Origin of the sequence: Neptuniibacter sp. QD72_48, from assembly GCF_047778065.1 — a bacterium.
Lineage (GTDB): Bacteria > Pseudomonadota > Gammaproteobacteria > Pseudomonadales > Balneatricaceae > Neptuniibacter.
Genome location: NZ_CP180547.1, coordinates 447,635 through 466,087, shown reverse-complemented (window position 1 = coordinate 466,087; position 18,453 = coordinate 447,635). Strand labels below are relative to the sequence as shown.

15 protein-coding genes are annotated in these 18,453 nt (G+C 45.9%); 11 read left to right on the top strand and 4 right to left on the bottom strand.

The window, feature by feature from the left end; translation table 11 throughout:
- Positions 1–16: 16 nt before the first annotated feature.
- From ACMXYX_RS02025 to ACMXYX_RS01995, 7 genes are all read left to right on the top strand, one after another.
- Positions 17–1,402, top strand: coding sequence for a sigma-54-dependent transcriptional regulator (locus ACMXYX_RS02025; protein WP_415884633.1), 1,386 nt, complete (start codon positions 17–19; stop codon positions 1,400–1,402).
- A gap of 590 nt (positions 1,403–1,992) precedes the next feature.
- The gene (gene pcnB, locus ACMXYX_RS02020; protein WP_415883331.1) at positions 1,993–3,414 is read left to right on the top strand and encodes a polynucleotide adenylyltransferase PcnB; all 1,422 of its coding nucleotides are present in this window, start codon (positions 1,993–1,995) and stop codon (positions 3,412–3,414) included.
- Positions 3,411–3,896, top strand: a complete 486-nt coding sequence (gene folK, locus ACMXYX_RS02015) for a 2-amino-4-hydroxy-6-hydroxymethyldihydropteridine diphosphokinase (RefSeq protein ID WP_415897434.1) — start codon at positions 3,411–3,413, stop codon at positions 3,894–3,896. The genes pcnB and folK overlap by 4 nt, the downstream gene beginning before the upstream one ends.
- Before the next feature lie 40 nt (positions 3,897–3,936).
- The gene (gene panB, locus ACMXYX_RS02010) at positions 3,937–4,731 is read left to right on the top strand and encodes a 3-methyl-2-oxobutanoate hydroxymethyltransferase (protein ID WP_415883329.1); all 795 of its coding nucleotides are present in this window, start codon (positions 3,937–3,939) and stop codon (positions 4,729–4,731) included.
- Between the two features lie 2 nt (positions 4,732–4,733).
- Positions 4,734–5,582: a pantoate--beta-alanine ligase gene (panC, locus tag ACMXYX_RS02005; RefSeq protein WP_415883328.1), complete on the top strand. Its 849-nt coding sequence runs from the start codon at positions 4,734–4,736 to the stop codon at positions 5,580–5,582.
- Positions 5,583–5,965: 383 nt separating this feature from the next.
- Positions 5,966–7,147, top strand: coding sequence for an acetyl-CoA C-acetyltransferase (locus ACMXYX_RS02000; protein WP_415883327.1), 1,182 nt, complete (start codon positions 5,966–5,968; stop codon positions 7,145–7,147).
- Positions 7,148–7,342: 195 nt separating this feature from the next.
- Complete coding sequence (locus ACMXYX_RS01995) at positions 7,343–8,722, top strand: SLC13 family permease (protein WP_415897433.1); 1,380 nt, start codon at positions 7,343–7,345, stop codon at positions 8,720–8,722.
- Here the strand turns inward: ACMXYX_RS01995 and ACMXYX_RS01990 are convergent.
- Complete coding sequence (locus ACMXYX_RS01990; protein ID WP_415883325.1) at positions 8,713–9,549, bottom strand: 6-carboxytetrahydropterin synthase; 837 nt, start codon at positions 9,547–9,549, stop codon at positions 8,713–8,715. The two genes, ACMXYX_RS01995 and ACMXYX_RS01990, sit on opposite strands and share 10 nt — an antisense overlap.
- A gap of 126 nt (positions 9,550–9,675) precedes the next feature.
- On the opposite strand from ACMXYX_RS01990, the gene ACMXYX_RS01985 reads away from it, so the two are divergent.
- Together ACMXYX_RS01985 and ACMXYX_RS01980 are read left to right on the top strand one after the other, a co-directional pair.
- Positions 9,676–10,365, top strand: a complete 690-nt coding sequence (locus ACMXYX_RS01985) for a pseudouridine synthase (RefSeq protein WP_415897432.1) — start codon at positions 9,676–9,678, stop codon at positions 10,363–10,365.
- A complete protein-coding gene (locus ACMXYX_RS01980) occupies positions 10,365–11,405 on the top strand; it encodes a methyltransferase (protein ID WP_415883323.1) in 1,041 nt (346 codons plus the stop codon). Before ACMXYX_RS01985 ends, ACMXYX_RS01980 begins: the two co-directional genes overlap by 1 nt.
- Positions 11,406–11,440: 35 nt before the next feature.
- On the opposite strand, the gene ACMXYX_RS01975 is transcribed toward ACMXYX_RS01980, so the two are convergent.
- Together ACMXYX_RS01975 and ACMXYX_RS01970 are read right to left on the bottom strand one after the other, a co-directional pair.
- Entirely contained in the window at positions 11,441–11,713 is a 273-nt protein-coding gene (locus ACMXYX_RS01975; protein WP_415883322.1) for a hypothetical protein, read from the bottom strand.
- Positions 11,714–11,871: 158 nt separating this feature from the next.
- Entirely contained in the window at positions 11,872–12,747 is an 876-nt protein-coding gene (locus ACMXYX_RS01970) for a DMT family transporter (protein ID WP_415883321.1), read from the bottom strand.
- A gap of 145 nt (positions 12,748–12,892) precedes the next feature.
- Between ACMXYX_RS01970 and ACMXYX_RS01965 the strand changes: the two genes are divergently transcribed.
- Positions 12,893–14,293 carry a PLP-dependent aminotransferase family protein gene (locus tag ACMXYX_RS01965; protein ID WP_415897431.1) on the top strand — a complete coding sequence of 467 codons (1,401 nt, stop codon included), beginning with the start codon at positions 12,893–12,895 and terminating at the stop codon, positions 14,291–14,293.
- A 211-nt stretch (positions 14,294–14,504) separates the two neighbouring features.
- Positions 14,505–15,311 carry a class I SAM-dependent methyltransferase gene (locus ACMXYX_RS01960; protein WP_415897430.1) on the top strand — a complete coding sequence of 269 codons (807 nt, stop codon included), beginning with the start codon at positions 14,505–14,507 and terminating at the stop codon, positions 15,309–15,311.
- 261 nt (positions 15,312–15,572) lie between these two features.
- On the opposite strand, the gene acnA is transcribed toward ACMXYX_RS01960, so the two are convergent.
- A complete protein-coding gene (acnA, locus tag ACMXYX_RS01955) occupies positions 15,573–18,305 on the bottom strand; it encodes an aconitate hydratase AcnA (RefSeq protein WP_415897429.1) in 2,733 nt (910 codons plus the stop codon).
- Positions 18,306–18,453 lie beyond the last annotated feature (148 nt).

The following is an 18,453-nucleotide window of genomic DNA, read 5'->3' as shown; positions in this document are numbered from 1 at the left end:
GAGAGGTAGAGAGCCGATGAGCCGAATTCTGATTGTAGAAGATGAAACAATAATCCGGTCTGCACTGCGCAGACTACTCGAGAAAAACCATTTCCAAGTCGACGACGCCGCTTCTGTAGATGAAGCTACCAGCCGTTTCAACCTTGGCGACTTCAACTTAATTATCAGCGACCTTCGTCTGCCGGGCGCACCTGGCACAGACATGATTTCGTTGGCGAAATCAGTTCCTGTACTGATCATGACCAGTTATGCGAGTTTACGCTCCGCTGTTGATGCGATGAAGCTCGGTGCTGTTGACTATATTGCTAAGCCTTTTGATCACGATGAGATGATCAGCTCGGTGCAGCATATTCTTTCCTCTCGTTCGGAATCTGACAGTCCCGTTACCGAACATGATGCCGCAACTGCCGAGAACCGCACTAATATCATTGGCTCCTGCCAACCGATGCAGGAACTCGATAAGCGCATTAAGAAAGTTGCTCGCACCCAAGCGACTGTTTTGATTCAGGGAGAGTCAGGCACAGGTAAAGAACTTGCAGCTCGCGCGATTCACGAACAGAGCAATCGCGCCAATATCCCAATGATCTCAGTGAACTGCGCCGCGATCCCAGAGAGCCTGATTGAGTCAGAACTTTTTGGTCACGAAAAAGGCGCCTTTACCGGCGCTAGCAGCAGCCGCAGCGGCTTACTTGAAGCTGCAGATGGCGGTACGCTATTTCTTGATGAAATCGGAGAGCTTCCGCTCGAGGCTCAAGCTCGTTTGTTACGCTTCCTACAAGAAGGTGAGATCCGACGTGTAGGATCTGTGCAATCAAAGAAAGTTGATGTTCGCCTGATTGCTGCAACCCATAGGAATCTAAAAGAGCTAGCAAAACAGAACGAGTTTCGTGAAGACCTCTACTACAGACTCTATGTGATGGAGCTTCGCATTCCTCCATTAAGAGAACGCGGCGACGATATTATCGAGTTAGCTGAAAAAATGCTGGCTCGTGTTTGTCAGCGAATGGAAACAGCGCCTTTACGTTTCGCCAATGATGCGCTTGAAACGATGCGCAGATACAGCTGGCCGGGCAATGTTCGTGAATTAGAAAATGCTATCGAGCGTGCAACTATTCTTGCAGAAGGTCCATTCATTACCACTGACCTTTTAGGCTTAGATATCCCAGTAAGCTCTCTAGATGATATTGAAAGCCAGTTTGTCGCGATGAATCAGGCTACTCCTCAAGCAGTACAGACTGAAGACCAATCTAAACTATCTTTAGACGACTACTTCCAAAGATTCGTTTTAGAAAATCAGGATCAATTGAGCGAAACAGAACTGGCTAAGAAGCTCGGCGTGAGCCGCAAGTGTTTATGGGAACGCAGACAAAAACTTGGCATTCCTCGCAAGTCGAAAAAATAGATTATACCAAGGTCTAAAGGGTAACATTTAAGTAACATTACGGTAACAATTCAGGTGTTACCGTACTACCCAGCAACTAGTACCAAAGCGTAACACCCAGTAACAAAACCGCTACAAAAGTAGATCAAAAAACAAACAATCAAAAATAAGCCATTGTTTTATAAGGATTAATAAAAACTGGCACATGCCGTGCAATATACTGCGCGACAACAAAAAGAAGCACACTTCTTAAACTAGACCGCCAATAAAAATAAAAACTGGAATAGATTAAAGAAGTACCTGTCTCGAATAAAAATAATAATGAGGCTTAAGAAAGCTGATCGTAGCGAAGCTGTAACGATCTTAATATTGCTCTTAGAACAAAAACAACAAGCTGAGAAATAGCCGTTGTTGCCTGAGATGCGATCAGCTACCCATCTCCTTCCCTTTTTCTTCTATCTTTTAAATTTCCCAATCTGCTGTGTAACAGTGGTATGATTGCGCACCCATTTAATTCGGGCAGTAAGCACTGTTTAGATTTGATATAAGCCTGAACACCCGTACAATTACTACCCTTTCCGGCTAGATAAATCGCATAGGTAGGCACAACCTTGCTTAAAACCATCAGTAACGCATTGAGCAAAGTATTTGGCAGCAGTACAGAGTCCGTTAATGACTCTGCTGAAAACACGCAATTAATCACTGCTGTTGAAAAGAAGTTGATCTCTGAAGATGAGCATAAGATTCCACGCCGTCATTTAGATGATAATGCCCTGAAAGTTGCCTACCGCCTCCAAGATGCAGGCTTCGAAGGCTACTTAGTTGGCGGATGTATCCGTGACCTACTGCTTAAGAAAAGACCAAAAGATTTTGACGTAGCGACAGATGCACATCCAGAAGAAGCTGCAGATCTGTTTCGCCGCGCCCGCCTGATCGGCCGCCGCTTTAAACTGGTTCATGTCCGCTTTGGCCGTGACCTGATCGAAGTCGCAACCTTCCGCGCAAGCCACGATAACCAAGCTGAAAATGCTGAAGGCGAACAAGGCAAACAATGCGATAGCGGCATGATCCTACGCGACAATGTTTACGGCACAATTGAAGATGATGCGCTACGTCGCGACTTCACTGTAAACGCGCTGTACTACTGCCCGAAAGATCACTGCGTCTACGATTTTGCCAATGGTTATGACGATCTGCAGAAAGGTATTCTGCGCATGATCGGCGACCCAGAAGATCGTTATAAAGAAGACCCTGTACGCATGCTACGTGCAGCTCGTTTTGCCGCTAAGCTTGATTTCTCGATTGAACAGCAATCAGAAGCGCCGATTCGCACCTTAGCACCAATGCTGAAACGCATTGCGCCAGCACGTCTATTTGATGAAGTGCTAAAACTGCTGCAATCAGGTCACGCTATTGAATCTTACAAACAGCTACAACGTTTAGATCTGTTTGAGCCGCTATTTCCGCAGGTTCAGAAACTGTTACAAAGTGACAATCTGAATGTGCCTCTGGAACGCTTGATCGAGAACGCACTAAAAAATACTGATCGCCGTCTGGCACAGCGTAAGAGCGTTACACCGGCGTTCTTATTTGCAGCTATCTTGTGGTACCCAACTCAGCTACGTATGCAACAGTTGATGAAAGAGAACAAGATGCCACCGGTACCGGCTCTACATGAAGCAGCCAATCAGGTACTTGCAGAACAGGTTCGTTCAACCGCTATACCGCGTCGTTTCTCTACCCCAATCCGTGAGATTTGGGAGATGCAACTGCGTCTGCCACGCCGCCAAGGCAACCGTGCAGCACGCTTGATGGAACAACCGCGCTTTAGAGCTGCGTATGATCTACTTCTACTGCGTGAAAACAGTGGTGAAGATCTAGGTGGACTAAGCCAGTGGTGGACTGACTTCCAGAACGCTAATGAGCCAAGCAAAAACAGCATGGTGAAAAGCTTAGGTAAAGGTGATAAGCCTCGTAAACCACGTCGTCGCCGTTCTAATTCAAACAAGTCCCGCCAAGAGTCATCGCAATGACGACTGCGGTTCGTTGTTACATAGGGTTGGGCAGTAATCTCGACAACCCTCTTCAGCATGTTGAACAAGCATTTTCTGAGCTGGCAGAACTGGAAAACTGCCGCTTAGTCAAAGCATCACCCATATACCGTTCTGCACCGGTTGGCCCTCAAGATCAGCCAGACTTTATCAATGCCGTTGCAGAGATAGAAACGACCCTAGAAGCCCATGCACTGCTGGATCAGCTTCAGGGGCTTGAGCAGAAACACCAGAGAGTCCGCGAGCGACACTGGGGACCAAGAACCCTCGACCTCGACCTGCTTCTATACGGTAATAGCCAAATCAACACCGAACGTCTCTGCGTACCACACGCATTTATGCACGAGCGCAGCTTTGTTCTATACCCTCTGGCCGATATCGCACCCGATTTAATCATGCCTAATGATGTAACTTTGTCTTCCCTATTAGTTGCATGCCCTATGGGCAGCCTGACAAAGATATAGGTATAATCGCGCCAACGCGTAATAACAGGAAGATCATTCCATGAGCAATATTACTCTGCACACGTTGTCCTCAATGAAGAAAGCGGGCGAAAAGTTCGCGGTACTTACCGCTTATGACGCTTGTTTCTCGCACGTTGTTAGCTCTGCTGGCACAGAAGTAATTCTGGTAGGCGATTCATTGGGCATGGTGCTTCAAGGCAATGACAGTACTCTACCCGTAACTGTTGAAGAGATGGCTTACCACACTCAAGCTGTCGCCAAAGGTAATCAGGGAAGCCTTATCATGGCCGACCTACCTTTCATGAGCTATTCCACTCCAGAACTTGCTATGGATAACTCCGCTGCGCTTATGCAGGCGGGTGCAAACATGGTGAAATTGGAAGGTGGTGCATGGCTTGCAGAAACTGTATCTATGCTAGCTGAACGTGGCATCCCTGTTTGCGTTCACCTTGGCCTGACACCTCAAACTGTGAATAAGCTCGGCGGTTATCGAGTCCAAGGTCGCGATAAAGAAACGGCACAACAGATGATTAACGATGCCGTTATGCTGCAGGATGCTGGCGCTAGCGTGATTTTGCTTGAGTGCGTTCCATCTATCCTAGCCAAAGAGATCACACTCGCACTGGATGTGCCTGTTATCGGTATTGGCGCAGGTTCTGACACAGACGCTCAAGTACTGGTTCTACATGACATGCTTGGCGTAACACCAGGCCGCAGCCCTAAGTTTGTAAAAAACTTTATGGCTGATGCCAATAGCATTGAAGAAGCGATCAGCCAATACGTGACTGACGTTAAAAGCGGTACTTTCCCTGCTTCCGAGCATGAGTTTGAATAAACATGATCACTCTACATACCATTGCTGATCTGCGTGCAGCCCTCAATAAAGAGCGAGCAGCAGGCAAGCGTATCGGCTTTGTACCAACGATGGGTAATCTGCATGAAGGTCACCTACAACTGATCGATCAGGCAAAAGCGAATAGCGATATTGTCGTTTCATCGATCTTTGTCAATCCTCTGCAATTTGGTGCAGGGGAAGATCTAGATAATTACCCACGTACTCTCGCTGCTGATCAAGAGAAACTGAATTCTCGCGGCTGCAACTACCTGTTTGCACCGACCGATTCGGAGGTTTACCCGAACGGACGTGAATCTCAGACACAGGTTGAAGTACCAGAGATTTCAGACCTTTATTGCGGCGCGACTCGCCCAGGCCACTTCCGTGGTGTTGCGACGGTCGTAGCTAAACTGTTTGGTATGGTTCAACCAGACGTAGCGATCTTTGGCGAAAAAGACTTCCAACAGTTGATGGTTATTCGCCGAATGACCGAAGATCTTAGCCTACCTGTAGAGATCCAAGGTGCGCCTATTGCCCGCAATGAGCAGGGCCTAGCATTGAGCTCTCGCAATGGTTACCTATCAGAGCAGGAACTGGAAACAGCCACCGTGCTTAACGCTTCGCTACGCGAAATTGAAGCCGCTCTGATTGAAGGTAATAAAGACTTCGATTCGCTGATTGAAAGCGCTCAACAGCGCTTAGAAACCGCTGGTTTCAAACGCGATTACTTGGTTATCTGTCGCAGCCAGGATCTACAACCTGCGACACCTGAAGACTCCCAATTAGTCGTACTAGCAGCTGCCTACCTTGGCCCTGCCCGATTAATCGACAATTTACAAATTAATTTGTAACCCCTCTTCCGAGTAGGGTTACACCTACTCGGAACCCCCTGATATCCCTCAGATTTTTAAATTAAACGCTCAATTATTGCTGCAGCGCAATACTTGCTATTTCAATCGTAAGTCTTATACAACCCGCTACTTTCGTGGCTTGACAACCGGGGGCTCGGTCGCGCAGACTGCTAGGACGATGAGTTCTTGCACTGCAATAAAAACAATAAAGGTTGTATAAGTGCTCAGAAAAACGGATTTTGGCCGCCCCTAAATGAGTAGAGAGGGCACAACGGTCACTGAATAAACGCCGCTTTTCACTGAATACTATCGGCCAAAAATTTGGCCATACCATCATCGTGAAGAACGAACTTTGTACATAGCTAAGCTAAGAGGCATTTCGAATGCGTGACGTTGTAATTGTAGCTGCGGGCCGTACCGCAGTTGGTACTTTCGGTGGTTCCCTATCTAAAATTGCTGCATCTGACCTAGGTGCAACAGTTATCAAAGGCCTGATCGAGAAGATCGATCTGGACCCTGCAAAAGTTGACGAAGTAATCATGGGTCAGGTTTTGACGGCTGGCTGTGGCCAGAACCCTGCCCGTCAGGCGACGCTTAATGGCGGCCTGCCAATTCAAGTTCCTGCACTAACTATCAACAAAGTTTGTGGTTCAGGTCTTAAAGCTATTCAAATGGCTACACAAGCAATCCGTTGTGGCGATGCAGACATCATCATCGCTGGTGGCCAGGAAAACATGAGCTCTTCTCCTCACGTTGTTCCAAACTCTCGTAACGGTGCTCGCATGGGCGACTGGAAAATGGTCGACACAATGATCAAAGACGGTCTATGGGACGCATTCAACGATTACCACATGGGTATCACTACTGAGAACATCGTTGAAAAATACGGCTTCACACGTGAAGAGCAAGATGCATTTGCTGCTGCATCTCAGAACAAAGCAGAAGCTGCTGTAACAGGCGGTCGCTTTAAAGATGAGATCATCCCAGTAACAATTCCTCAGCGTAAAGGCGATCCAATCGTATTTGACACTGACGAGCAGCCACGTTTCGGTTGCACGGCAGAAGCGCTAGGTAAACTACGTCCAGCATTCAAAAAAGACGGTTCTGTAACTGCAGGTAACGCTTCTACTATCAACGATGGTGCTGCTGCAGTAATCGTTTGTTCTGAAGAGAAAGCGAAAGAACTAGGTCTTCCAGTACTAGCCCGCATCAAAGCGTACGCTAACTCTGGTATTGATCCATCTATCATGGGTACAGGCCCAATCACTGCGACTCAGAAAGCACTAGAAAAAGCTGGCTGGTCTGTAGATGATCTAGAACTAGTTGAAGCGAACGAAGCATTCGCTGCTCAAGCAATGTCTGTAAACAAAGATCTTGGCTGGAACACTGACATCGTTAACGTTAACGGTGGTGCTATCGCTTTAGGTCACCCAATCGGCGCTTCTGGCTGCCGTGTATTCGTAAGCCTAGTTCACGAAATGAACAAGCGTGACGCGAAGAAAGGCCTAGCGACACTATGTATTGGTGGTGGTATGGGTACTGCACTGGCAGTTGAGCGAGACTAAGCTAGACTTAAGTCTAGTTACACCGTCCTACTCTTTAAACCGCAGCTTCGGCTGCGGTTTTTTTCTTTCTGAAACCATCATAAAAAGAGATAACTGAACAAAATCCTCCGGTCGTAGTTCAAACTGTTAAATTCTCAGACTACTTCTTCTCAGCAAAGAGGGTTATTCTGATAAACAGTTCTTATCGCTAGCTCTTTGACTGGGAAAATATCAATGGTAACTCCCCATACTCTATTGCGATTTTTTTATATTCTAATTCTATCCCTCATAATCCTTCTTGGTCTTCCGAACTTCTCTATTTGTGACCAGCAAACAGCACAAGGCTTAGCCATACTCTTCTTTATCGGTGCTCTTTGGATCAGCGAAACGCTCCCTATAACAATTACTGCGTTGTTAGTACCCTTACTTGCCGTTTTACTCAACCTCCTAGATGTTAAGCAAGCACTCTCCAACTTTGCACATCCAATTATCTTTCTCTTTCTAGGAGGCTTTTCACTAGCTGCTGCTCTGCATAAACACGATATCGATCGCGCTCTTGCCAACTATGTTTTGCATCTAACGAAGGGGCACGTTCTTTATGCCTGTTTGGCGCTTTTTATTCTTACAGCCTTTATCTCCATGTGGATATCCAATACCGCGACCACCGCTATGATGCTTCCCCTTGCACTAGGCATCCTTTCCCGTTTCGATATTAAGGAGAATCCTAAGATCTATTTTTTTATTTTGCTAGGAATTGCTTATTCAGCAAACATTGGAGGCATAGGCACGTTAGTAGGAAGCCCACCTAATGCGATTGCTGCTGCTGAGATTGGGTTAGGTTTTGCTGATTGGATCAAGATTGGAATGCCAATGGTTATTATCCTACTACCCGCTATGATCGCGTTTCTCTTCATTCTTCTTAGACCGGAATTAAAGCAACACTTTGTTTTAGAACAACAACACTTCTCCTTAACCCCCGAACGCTATGCAGTCATTACCGTATTTTTACTAACCGTGGTTCTATGGTTGTTTAGTAAACAGTTTTCAACATTTCTCGGAATAGATAAAAACTTCGATAGCATGGTAGCTATTCTTGCCGTATTGCTTTTAGGGGGGTTAAAACTCGTAAGCTGGAAAGATATAGAAACGACGACCGATTGGGGGGTATTGATCTTATTTGGAGGCGGTATAACGCTAAGCGCTATTCTGAAAAGTAGTGGTGCTAGTGCTTTTCTTGCTGAACAACTCAGCTTATTACTAAGCCAAGCCAGTTTTTTCATCTTTTTGGCTTTGATCTGTACCTTTATAATTTTTCTTACCGAAATGGCAAGTAACACTGCCAGTACAGCTTTAATGGTGCCGATTTTCATCTCGATAGCTGCAGAATTAGGCTTTCCAGAAGAGACCTTGGCCATCGCTATTGCTATCAGCGCTTCCTGTGCATTTATGCTTCCTGTAGCTACACCTCCAAATGCAATTGTATTTGGTACTGGTTATGTGCCACAAAAAAAGATGATGCGCACAGGACTGTTCCTCAATTTACTTTGCGTCGTATTGATCAGTTCTGCGCTGTACTTAATACTCGACTACAACTGAACAATTGCACCTTTGCCTACACCTTCGTAAGCACGTACCAATACCTTATCATTTGGATAAGCTTGCTTGATCTGCTTGGCCAGATGATCTGCGATCAATTCAACCGTGCTGTCCGTATCGATTAAGTAACAAACCGATGTAGGTAGGCTTATTGCAAAGTCACCCTGCGGCGCTGTGTAAGCGTAATGATGACGGCTCTCACACTGTTCAATTAGATGAGATTCCGAACCTATATAGATATCAGTGAAACGTTCAGCCCACTCTTGTTCAAGATTGAGTTCACGCTGATCATTGATATAGATTTCGATCTTAGAACGATGACCATGCGCAATACGCTGACAGTTGCCATCATGCTTCTGCAAACCATGGCTGTAGTGATAGAAAGCGCCGTCGATTTTCTCTGGAACAAAGGAGATCTTTAGCCCTTTTACTTCATTTGGGAAAAGTTCTAAAAGCTTATCCCGACACCACTCAGCCAAAGTCTTCTCTGTGATCTCAGGCATACCTACTAGGCAGATTGCAGGCTCAGGGGAACGGCAATAAAAGCTTTCACCATCCGCATAAAGCCACTCGACCTCAGTGTAGCCGTCTTGAGTAGAATGACTAAGACGTGGCATGCCCGTAGGAACCACCAGTGCATGATCTACCCATAGATCAAACCACTGCTTAACCTTCTTCTTCACAATCCCAAAATCACAGATCATGCCTTGGTCATTTAGGCTGCCATCCAGCTCTAACTGCACAAGCCACGACTCCCCCATCAACCCACGTTGAGGGTGTAAATAGGAAAAATCGACATTGGTCAGATTATCAACAAAAAGTTTCACGGCAGGGCTCCTGATTTGAAGGCGCTATAGTAGCTTAAAACCTTCAACTAAAAAACGGTGCAGGCTATAGGGACAATGCCAGTTCCGATATACTACGCACTTTAAAGCTTGTTATAGACTTACCTTATGCGCCTAGATAAATACTTAGCACAATCTTCCGGCTTTTCCCGTAAAGAAGTTCGCCGCTTTATGAAAGCGGGTGAAGTTGTTGTAAACGATATTGAAGTTACCGACCCATCCATGCATGTGGGTGAAGACGATGAGATTTATCTAAGTGGCTATCCTGTAGATGCGCCAGGTGATAAGTACATCATGCTGCATAAACCTTTGGGCTGCGTATGCTCCAATGACGACGGTACCCACCCAACGGTTCTAAGCTTGCTAGATCTACCACGGGCAGAGGAACTAACGATCTGTGGCCGACTAGATGTGGACACAACCGGTTTAGTGCTTATCACCAGTAATGGTAAATGGGCTCACAAAATCACCTCGCCAAAGCACAAAACAGGCAAGCTCTACCAAGTAACCACGGCTGATCCAATTCCTGAAGATGCCGTAGAGAAATTCAAGCAAGGTTTAATGCTGCACAATGATAAGGAGCGCACTAAACCCGCTGAGCTAACCTTAATTGCCAGTAATGAAGCCGAAGTCATTCTTACCGAAGGCCGCTATCACCAAGTTAAGCGTATGTTCGCGGCTATAGGCAACAAAGTAGAAGAGCTTCACCGCGCACGTATCGGCAATATCGAGCTCGATGAATACCTAGAACCCGGCGAATACCGTTTTCTGACAGAAGAAGAGATTAATAGCATCTAATGAGTGATACAGCCTTTAATCTAATCGCCCCTTATATCCAACGCGCTTCCGGTCGTTCGCTTTGGCTCGCTGATGAAAACTTGCTCAGTGCCAATATCCCAGCTAATGAAGCCGTTATCGCCATTACCAACCGAATTGATCTGGAACAGCATCTTTTTCGTCAAGGTTGGAAGGTTTTCTTCTCCGATTATGATCTAAGCATCATCGAAGATAACAGTTTGGACTCTGTGATCTACCGAGTATCCAAAGAAAAGCCGGTGGTACACCACCTAATTAATGAAGCTTTCCGCTGCTTAAAACCTGAAGGGAAACTTTATATTGCCGGTGAGAAAGGTGAAGGGATCAAAACCTACTTCAGCAAAGCTAAAAAGCTTTTTGGAGAGGGTGAAACCAGCAAGGCCGATAAAAACACTTGGTCCGCGACACTCACTAAAGTAAACGCTTCGAGTGAAGACCTGTTGGATGCTAAAGATTTCCACCAGCTGCGTGTCACTGCCAGTGACGAGATATTTGAGTATTACAGCAAACCAGGTGTGTTCGGTTGGGATAAAATTGATCGCGGTAGCGCCTACCTGATCGAGCATCTCGATAGCTTCTTAATGACCTTACCAGAACCGCCGAAAAACGCTCTGGATCTAGGCTGCGGTTATGGCTACTTGTCCTTGAATCTGAGCCACTTAGATATCCCGGTAACAGCGACCGATAACAACGCTGCCGCCTTAAAAGCCTGCGAGCGAAACTTTAACCGTTATCCGATTAACGGCAAAGTCATACCTGCGAGTTGTGCAGAGGGTATTACCGAGAAATTTGATCTAATCCTCTGCAACCCCCCTTTCCATGCAGGATTTTCCGTCGACGGAGACCTGACAGACCGTTTTCTAAAAGCGGCTCATGACCGTTTGAATGGCCGTGGGGTCGCCTGCTTTGTTACCAATATGCATATCCCACTAGAGCGAAAAGCTAAGCAGTTCTTCCATCAGGCTGAATGTATTGCCTCTAACGGCAACTTTAAGCTGATCAGGCTTACTCACAAGACATAAAAATGGGGCTAAAAGCCCCATTCTCTTTTGATCAACTAATACACTTCATGCCCTTCAATTTTAGGATACCCCGACCAAATACGGCTGTAGTCCATTCCATTAGTTTTCTGCATCTGCTTTTTATCCGATGTAGAAACTTCCTTTTTCATCACTTTTTCGACTTTATTCATAGATGCCGATTCACTGAGTTCCATCCCATTACTGCTATAAATAAAATTAATGGCTTGTTCGTGATCCGTATCCGCAGCCATACCTAGGGTAGGAACAAACATTAACGCAAGTAGTGTAGATTTAACTTTAAGAGACATATTATTTACCTTTCTAATTTAAGAGCTCCCTATACCACTGGGAGTTATATCGATTAATTGATATGCCCTTATGACAGAAAAGTAGACAAGTCGGTTCACCTAATAATTAAGACTAAAAAATACACTTCTTATAACTAAAAGAAGCTAAAAATTTATATTTATATCTTTCTTGCTGCGCAAAACACACCAAGAGCGGCAACTAGAATCCCTATCATTGCCAGCATCGATAACGATTCATCAAACAAGAACCACGCCTCTATCGCGGTTAAAGGGGGCACCAGATAAAAATAGCTAGCGACCTTACTCGCCTCCCCTTCGCGAATCATAATTAGCAGCAACAGTATTGCAGTGACGGATAAGCCCAATACCATCCAAGCTAATGCACCAATTAAGGTCCAGTTCCATTCCACCACACCGCTATCAAATGCATAGGCCAATATAGCCATCACAATTGCCATCGCCACGTATTGATAAAAAGCCCCCACCATCAGATCTACACCGACACCAAAACGTTTTTGGTACAAAGTGCCTAATGATATAGCGACTAACGCAATCACCGCAGCTGCCCATGCATCTCCACCAGCCAAATAGCTCCCCTGTGAATAACCTTGGCTGACCACCATAACAACACCGATTAAACCCAGAACTAAACCTAACCATTGGGTTTTCAACAGCCGCTCTTGTAACCAGATGACAGCCAACAAGGCCGTTAATATGGGCTGTAACCCCATCACCAATGAGGTAATCCCAGCTGGAAGTGACCAGTCGATTGCTGCGAAGACGCCGCCTAAGTAACAGGCATGAACGAGAAACCCCACCACCATCTGATGACCTGCTTGCGGCAAGCTACACCATTGCGGTTTACGCCATGCTAATAAGCCCGCAAAGACAACAATCGTCAGCAAACTACGTACTAGTAGGACGCTGAAAGGCTCCATATAAGGCACCGCATACTTGGCACCGATAAAACCGGTACTCCAAATACCCACAAACGCCCAAGGAACTAAAGTTATCCACTGCTGTTTATTCAGCATGACTGACTCTCTACAAACTATCTAAATTGATTGCATCACTGTAGAGAGAACAGGCTAAACAAAAAAGGGACACAGACAGGTCAGTTTCAAGGGTACAGAAAAGCCTCAAATTGCACTTGTCTGTATATTTATACAAACTGTACCCATGAAAAAGTATTTACTGTTGGTACAACAGCTTAGCTCTAGAATCGAAAGCGGTGATTTATCGCCCGGCACCCGCTTGCCCTCTATCCGGGCCTTAAGCCTGCAATATCAGTTAAGTAAAAATACCATCATCAAAGGCCTGACTGAGTTAGAGCAGTCGCAACTGATTTACGCTAAACCACGACTAGGGTTCTTTGTCTCCTCCCCGAAAAACTCAGTTCCTGCCATCAAACCGCGAAAAGTTAAGTTGGGCTCGACTGCGTTCAGTGTTTTGGGCGCAGCGAATCAACATGGGCACTTAGCTCTCGGTTCGGCTTACCCCGATTCCAGATGGCCAACGGTCGCTTGGTATTATCAGCAGCAAGCCAAACATACTCGTCATTGGGCACACACCAGTGAAAAACGCCGCAGCCATTACAGCACCCCGCCGGGCGATCCTAAACTTCTGTCCGTATTAGCTGATCACCTGAATGCCACCGCATTTAGCTGTAATAGTGAAGAGATTGTGATTACCCATGGCGCTCAGGAAGCTTTATCACTCTGCTTACGCTCTGTTGCCCAGATAGGGGACACTATTGCCGTTGAATCACCCTGCTACTACGGCACTCTGCAGTGCATTGAAGCTTTGGGGCTTAAGGTATTGGAACTGCCGTCAGATCCACTCCTAGGGACTAATTTAGATGCTCTAGAAACCGCCCTAACTCAATGGCCGATTAAAGCGGTACTGACCAACCCAAGCTTTAATAACCCGTTGGGCTTCAATCTAGATTTAGCAAGTCGACAGCGCTTAATGGTCATTGCCAACAAGTGGGATATTGCAGTTATTGAAGATGATGTTTTCGCAGAATTGAGTTTCAATCAACAAAGACCAACAGCGCTTAAAGCGATGGATACCGATCAACGGGTGCTTCATTGCGGTTCTTTTTCTAAGACAGTAGATGCTGATATAAGGCTGGGCTGGGTACTACCCGGGCGCTACTACGAACAAGTTAACTTCCAAAAATTTGTTACCAGCATCGCCTGTTCTGCCATATCGCAACAAGGCATCAGTGAATTACTGATAGGCCGCCGTTATCGCCGTCATCTCTCACAAGTTAGTCGTGGCTACCAAGAGAGAGTCGAGATGCTCGATGAAGATATCCGTCAACATTGGCCCAGTAACACCTGCTTTATCAAACCAAGCGGCGGTATTTTGCAGTGGTTTACACTGCCTAAACAGGTCAATAGCGACCAACTATTTCAACAAGCGCTTGAGGCAGGTATTGGCATTTCACCCGGTAACCTCTTTTGTGCAGACCAGCGTTTTAATCACCATATCCGCTTATGTTTTGCCCATTACACTCGACAAAAAGAACAAGTCGACGCTATTGCACAGTTAGGCAAATTAATCGCTTCGTACTAATCTATTCCCTAAGTGTTACAAAGATGAGCAATTCTCTCCAACGTACGTAAATTAAGGCTTTCGGCAAGTAGCACTCAGACTATCAACGAACTTATCCACAGATTATTGGGATAAGTTATTACCGAGACGACTTGAGGATAAAGCTATTATTAGGCACATTGGGATATAACAGACTCAAGCCAGCCATAAACAACATAGAAGGTTGAATACGATGAAATTCATTAAAATGTCACTGTTTATATTCTGCATCGCCAGCATTAATACTGTGCATGCCTCTAATGAATTTATAAAACAAGCCGTTGCTGCAGAACACCGCAGCGAAAAGAATATAGCGCGTGATGTTTATCGCCACCCTGTAGAGACACTCTCTTTTTTCGGCATAAAACCCGATATGACTGTCCTTGAAATATTACCTGGTGGCGGCTGGTACACAGAGATCCTTGCGCCGATGCTGAAAGACAACGGACATCTCACCTTAGCGAGCTTCGGCGCCGATCACCCAAACAACTTTTTACAGGGCTTACACAACAAACTTGTGACAAAGCTACAAGCCAATCCATCAGTTTATGGAAAAGCCGATGTAGTGGTGTTTAAGAAAGGTGATACCTATTTAGCTGAAGTTCCGGATAGCTCTCAAGATATGGTGGTTACGTTCAGAAATACCCATAACTGGATACGCTTTGGGGGCATAGAAGAGGTCTATCCTTCTTTTCATCGCGTGCTAAAAAAGGGCGGTACTCTTGGTGTAGTTCAACACCGCGCTAAAGATGGCAGTGATTACAAAGAAAGCGCTGAAAATGGCTACGTTCCGGAAGCTTATCTAATTTCATTTATTGAAGGTTTAGGATTTGAACTCGTTGAGACGTCTGAGATCAACGCCAATCCTAAAGATACTAAGGACCACAAAGTTGGCGTCTGGTCCCTACCACCGAGCTATCGTTTAAAAGAAGTTAATAAAGCGCATTACCAAGCAATCGGTGAAAGTGACCGTATGACATTACGCTTTGTAAAGCTCTAAGGTAAAAGAATACTGGATCAATAGCGAATTAGAGCTAATTGAGCTGTGAATAAACTTACAAGCATATACTGCACTTCAAAGTAGCAAAATGTGAACAATCATCCAGAGCCCTTATGTTTATTGGGCTTTAGTAATTCACACTCAAACTATCAACGTACTTATCCACATAAAACTTGGATAAAACTAATGTGGATATATTCACAGATATAAAAAAACCGCCGATAAACGGCGGTTTTTAATTCCTAGAAAGGAACGTTGATGTTATGCGTTTGCAGCGATGATATCGCGTAATACCATCGGCAAGATGCCTTTGTGGCGAATTTGATCCAGCTCAGAAGAAGTATCAACACGAGAGGTCAGCTCCAACTGCTGTGATGAACCGTCCGCGCGGTTTATAGTCAAGCCAACTGTGCCGCGTGGTTCCAGAGTATCGATACCACTCAGGTCGAAGGTTTCTGTGCCATCCAGATTTAATGATGCACGTGTCAGACCTTCAGGAAGTTGCAGCGGTAATACACCCATACCCACCAAATTTGATTTGTGAATACGCTCAAAGCTTTCAGCGATAATCGCTTTAACACCCAGCAGCGCAGGACCTTTTGCAGCCCAGTCTCGTGATGAACCTGTGCCATAAAGCTTGCCACCAAATACAACGGTAGATGTACCTTCAGAACGGTAGCGCTCAGCCGCATCATAGATAGACATCTGTGCTGGAGCTGCATTAGACGAATAATAGTTCGTTACTGCGCCAGTAGTACCTGGAAGCAACAAGTTTCGGGCTTTTACGTTGCCGAAAATACTGCGCAACATAACATGGTGGTTACCACGACGTGCACCCAGAGATGTCATATCTTCGTCTGCAACGCCTTGTGAACTTAAATATTCACCTGGAGGTGAATCTGGACGAATTCGGCTAACTGGGGAAATATGATCGGTGGTTGTGTTGTCATCACACATAACTAACATACGCGCACCTGAAATATTGTTTAGTGAATCTTCAGGTGTTTCCAGTGAGAAACCATCAAAGAAAGAGATCTCTTGGATATACGTAGAATCTGCAGCCCAGTCATACACAGGACCCGTTGGAGATTCTAGGTTCTGCCATGTAGCAGGGCCATCCAAAGAGTTTTCGTAGGTTTCGCGGAACGCTTTCGGATCCATGCATTCAAGCATGGTCTGGCTTATTTCAGCGTTGCTCGGCCAGATATCCTTAAGGTAAACATCGTTACCGTTGGCATCCTGACTAATTGGCTGTGTCGTAACATCGATATTCACATTGCCAGCCATCGCCATAGCAACCACCAGCGGTGGAGACATAAGGAAGTTGGTATCAACATCTGGATGCACACGACCTTCAAAGTTACGGTTACCCGATAAAACAGACGCAGCGATAATATCGTGGTTCTGCAACGCTTCTTCGATGCTTGGTGCTAGAGGACCAGAGTTACCCACACAGGTAGTACAGCCGTAACCCGCAGTATTAAAGCCCAAAGCGTCCAAGTGCTGCTGTAGGCCAGCCTTGGTTAGGAAGTCGGTAGCAACCGGTGACCCTGGAGCCAAAGACGTTTTAACACCATCAGGTACTTTCATACCGAGTTCATTGGCTTTCTTAGCGAGCAGACCCGCAGCTATCAACAGACCCGGGTTAGAGGTGTTGGTGCAGGCTGTAATCGCAGCAATCACGATATCGCCGTCTTTTAACTCACGCTCAGGAAGCGGTGCAAAAATACCCGCTTCGTCTGCTTTCATCGGCATCACTGTAGCGACTTCAGGGTTACGCTCTTTACCTTTCTCTTGGCCTTCAGCGGCTGCTTTCTGGAAAACTTTACCAATCTCAGCTAGAGGCAATCTATCTTGAGGTCGTTTCGGGCCCGCCACAGACGGTTCAACGGTAGACAGATCAAGCTGCAGAAGATCGGTATAACGCGGCAATGCCTGACCTGGTTTCCAAGCCATATTCTGTGCTTTGTAGTATGCCAGTGGCAGATCACCGTCCCTGCCGGTAGCTCTCATATACTCTGCAGAGATCTCGTCAAACGGGAAGAAGCCCATGGTTGCGCCATATTCTGGCGACATGTTTGCAATCGTTGCACGATCAGGCAGAGAAAGATTGGCACAGCCTTCACCCACGTATTCAACAAACTTACCCACCACACCCGCTGGATATTTACGCAGCATTTCAGTGATGGTTAGGACTAAATCTGTTGCTGTTACACCTTCTCTTAGTGCGCCTGTTAACTCTACACCGACCACTTCAGGTGCCAGCATTTGCATCGGTTGACCCAGCATAGAAGCACCGGCTTCAATACCACCTACACCCCAGCCAACAATACCCAGCGCGTTCGCCATTGGTGTGTGACTATCCATACCAATTAGCGTATCCGGTGCCATCAATCCATTAATGTCTAGGTAACCCTGAGCCAGATACTCGAGGTTAACCTGATGCACAATACCGGTTTGTGGTGGAATAATTCGGATCGTTTCAAATGCTTGCGCACCCCATTTCAAGAAGGCATAACGTTCTTTGTTACGTTCCGCTTCTAGTTCACCATTGATTTTTAGTGAAGCCGGGCTGCCCGTATTATCCATTGTTACCGTATGGTCGATAACTAGATCTGCTCGTACTAGAGGTTCAATAATTGCTGGATTTAAGCCCATACGCTGAACCGCTGAACGCATCGCAGCAAAATCAACAATCGCTGGCGTACCACTCAAATCGTGCATGATGACACGACCCGCCGTAAAAGGAATTTCGATCGGCTTTGTACCTTGGTGCTCTGTCCAACTTCCAAGCGCCTGAACCTGCTCAGCGGTTACGCCGTTTTGGCCAACATTTCGAGCAATTCCTTCCAAGATAGGACGAAGTGAAAATGGTAATGCATCAAGATCGATACCAAACTGTTCTGCGGTATCTGGAAGACTATGGTAGCTGTGCTCTGTTCCTGAGAGTGTTCGAACAGAGCTAGATGGATCGAAATGGGTCGGGCTTGTCATTTTTTATACCTCACGCAGATAGGACGCGGCTGAAGCCATAACCTTTATTTTTACGAGTCCTCGTTCACTAGAACTGCTCGATTTCCTTGTTGGTTACATTTCAGGCGTCACACGAACCGCTATTGCAGAACATCCTAGATTTTATCGG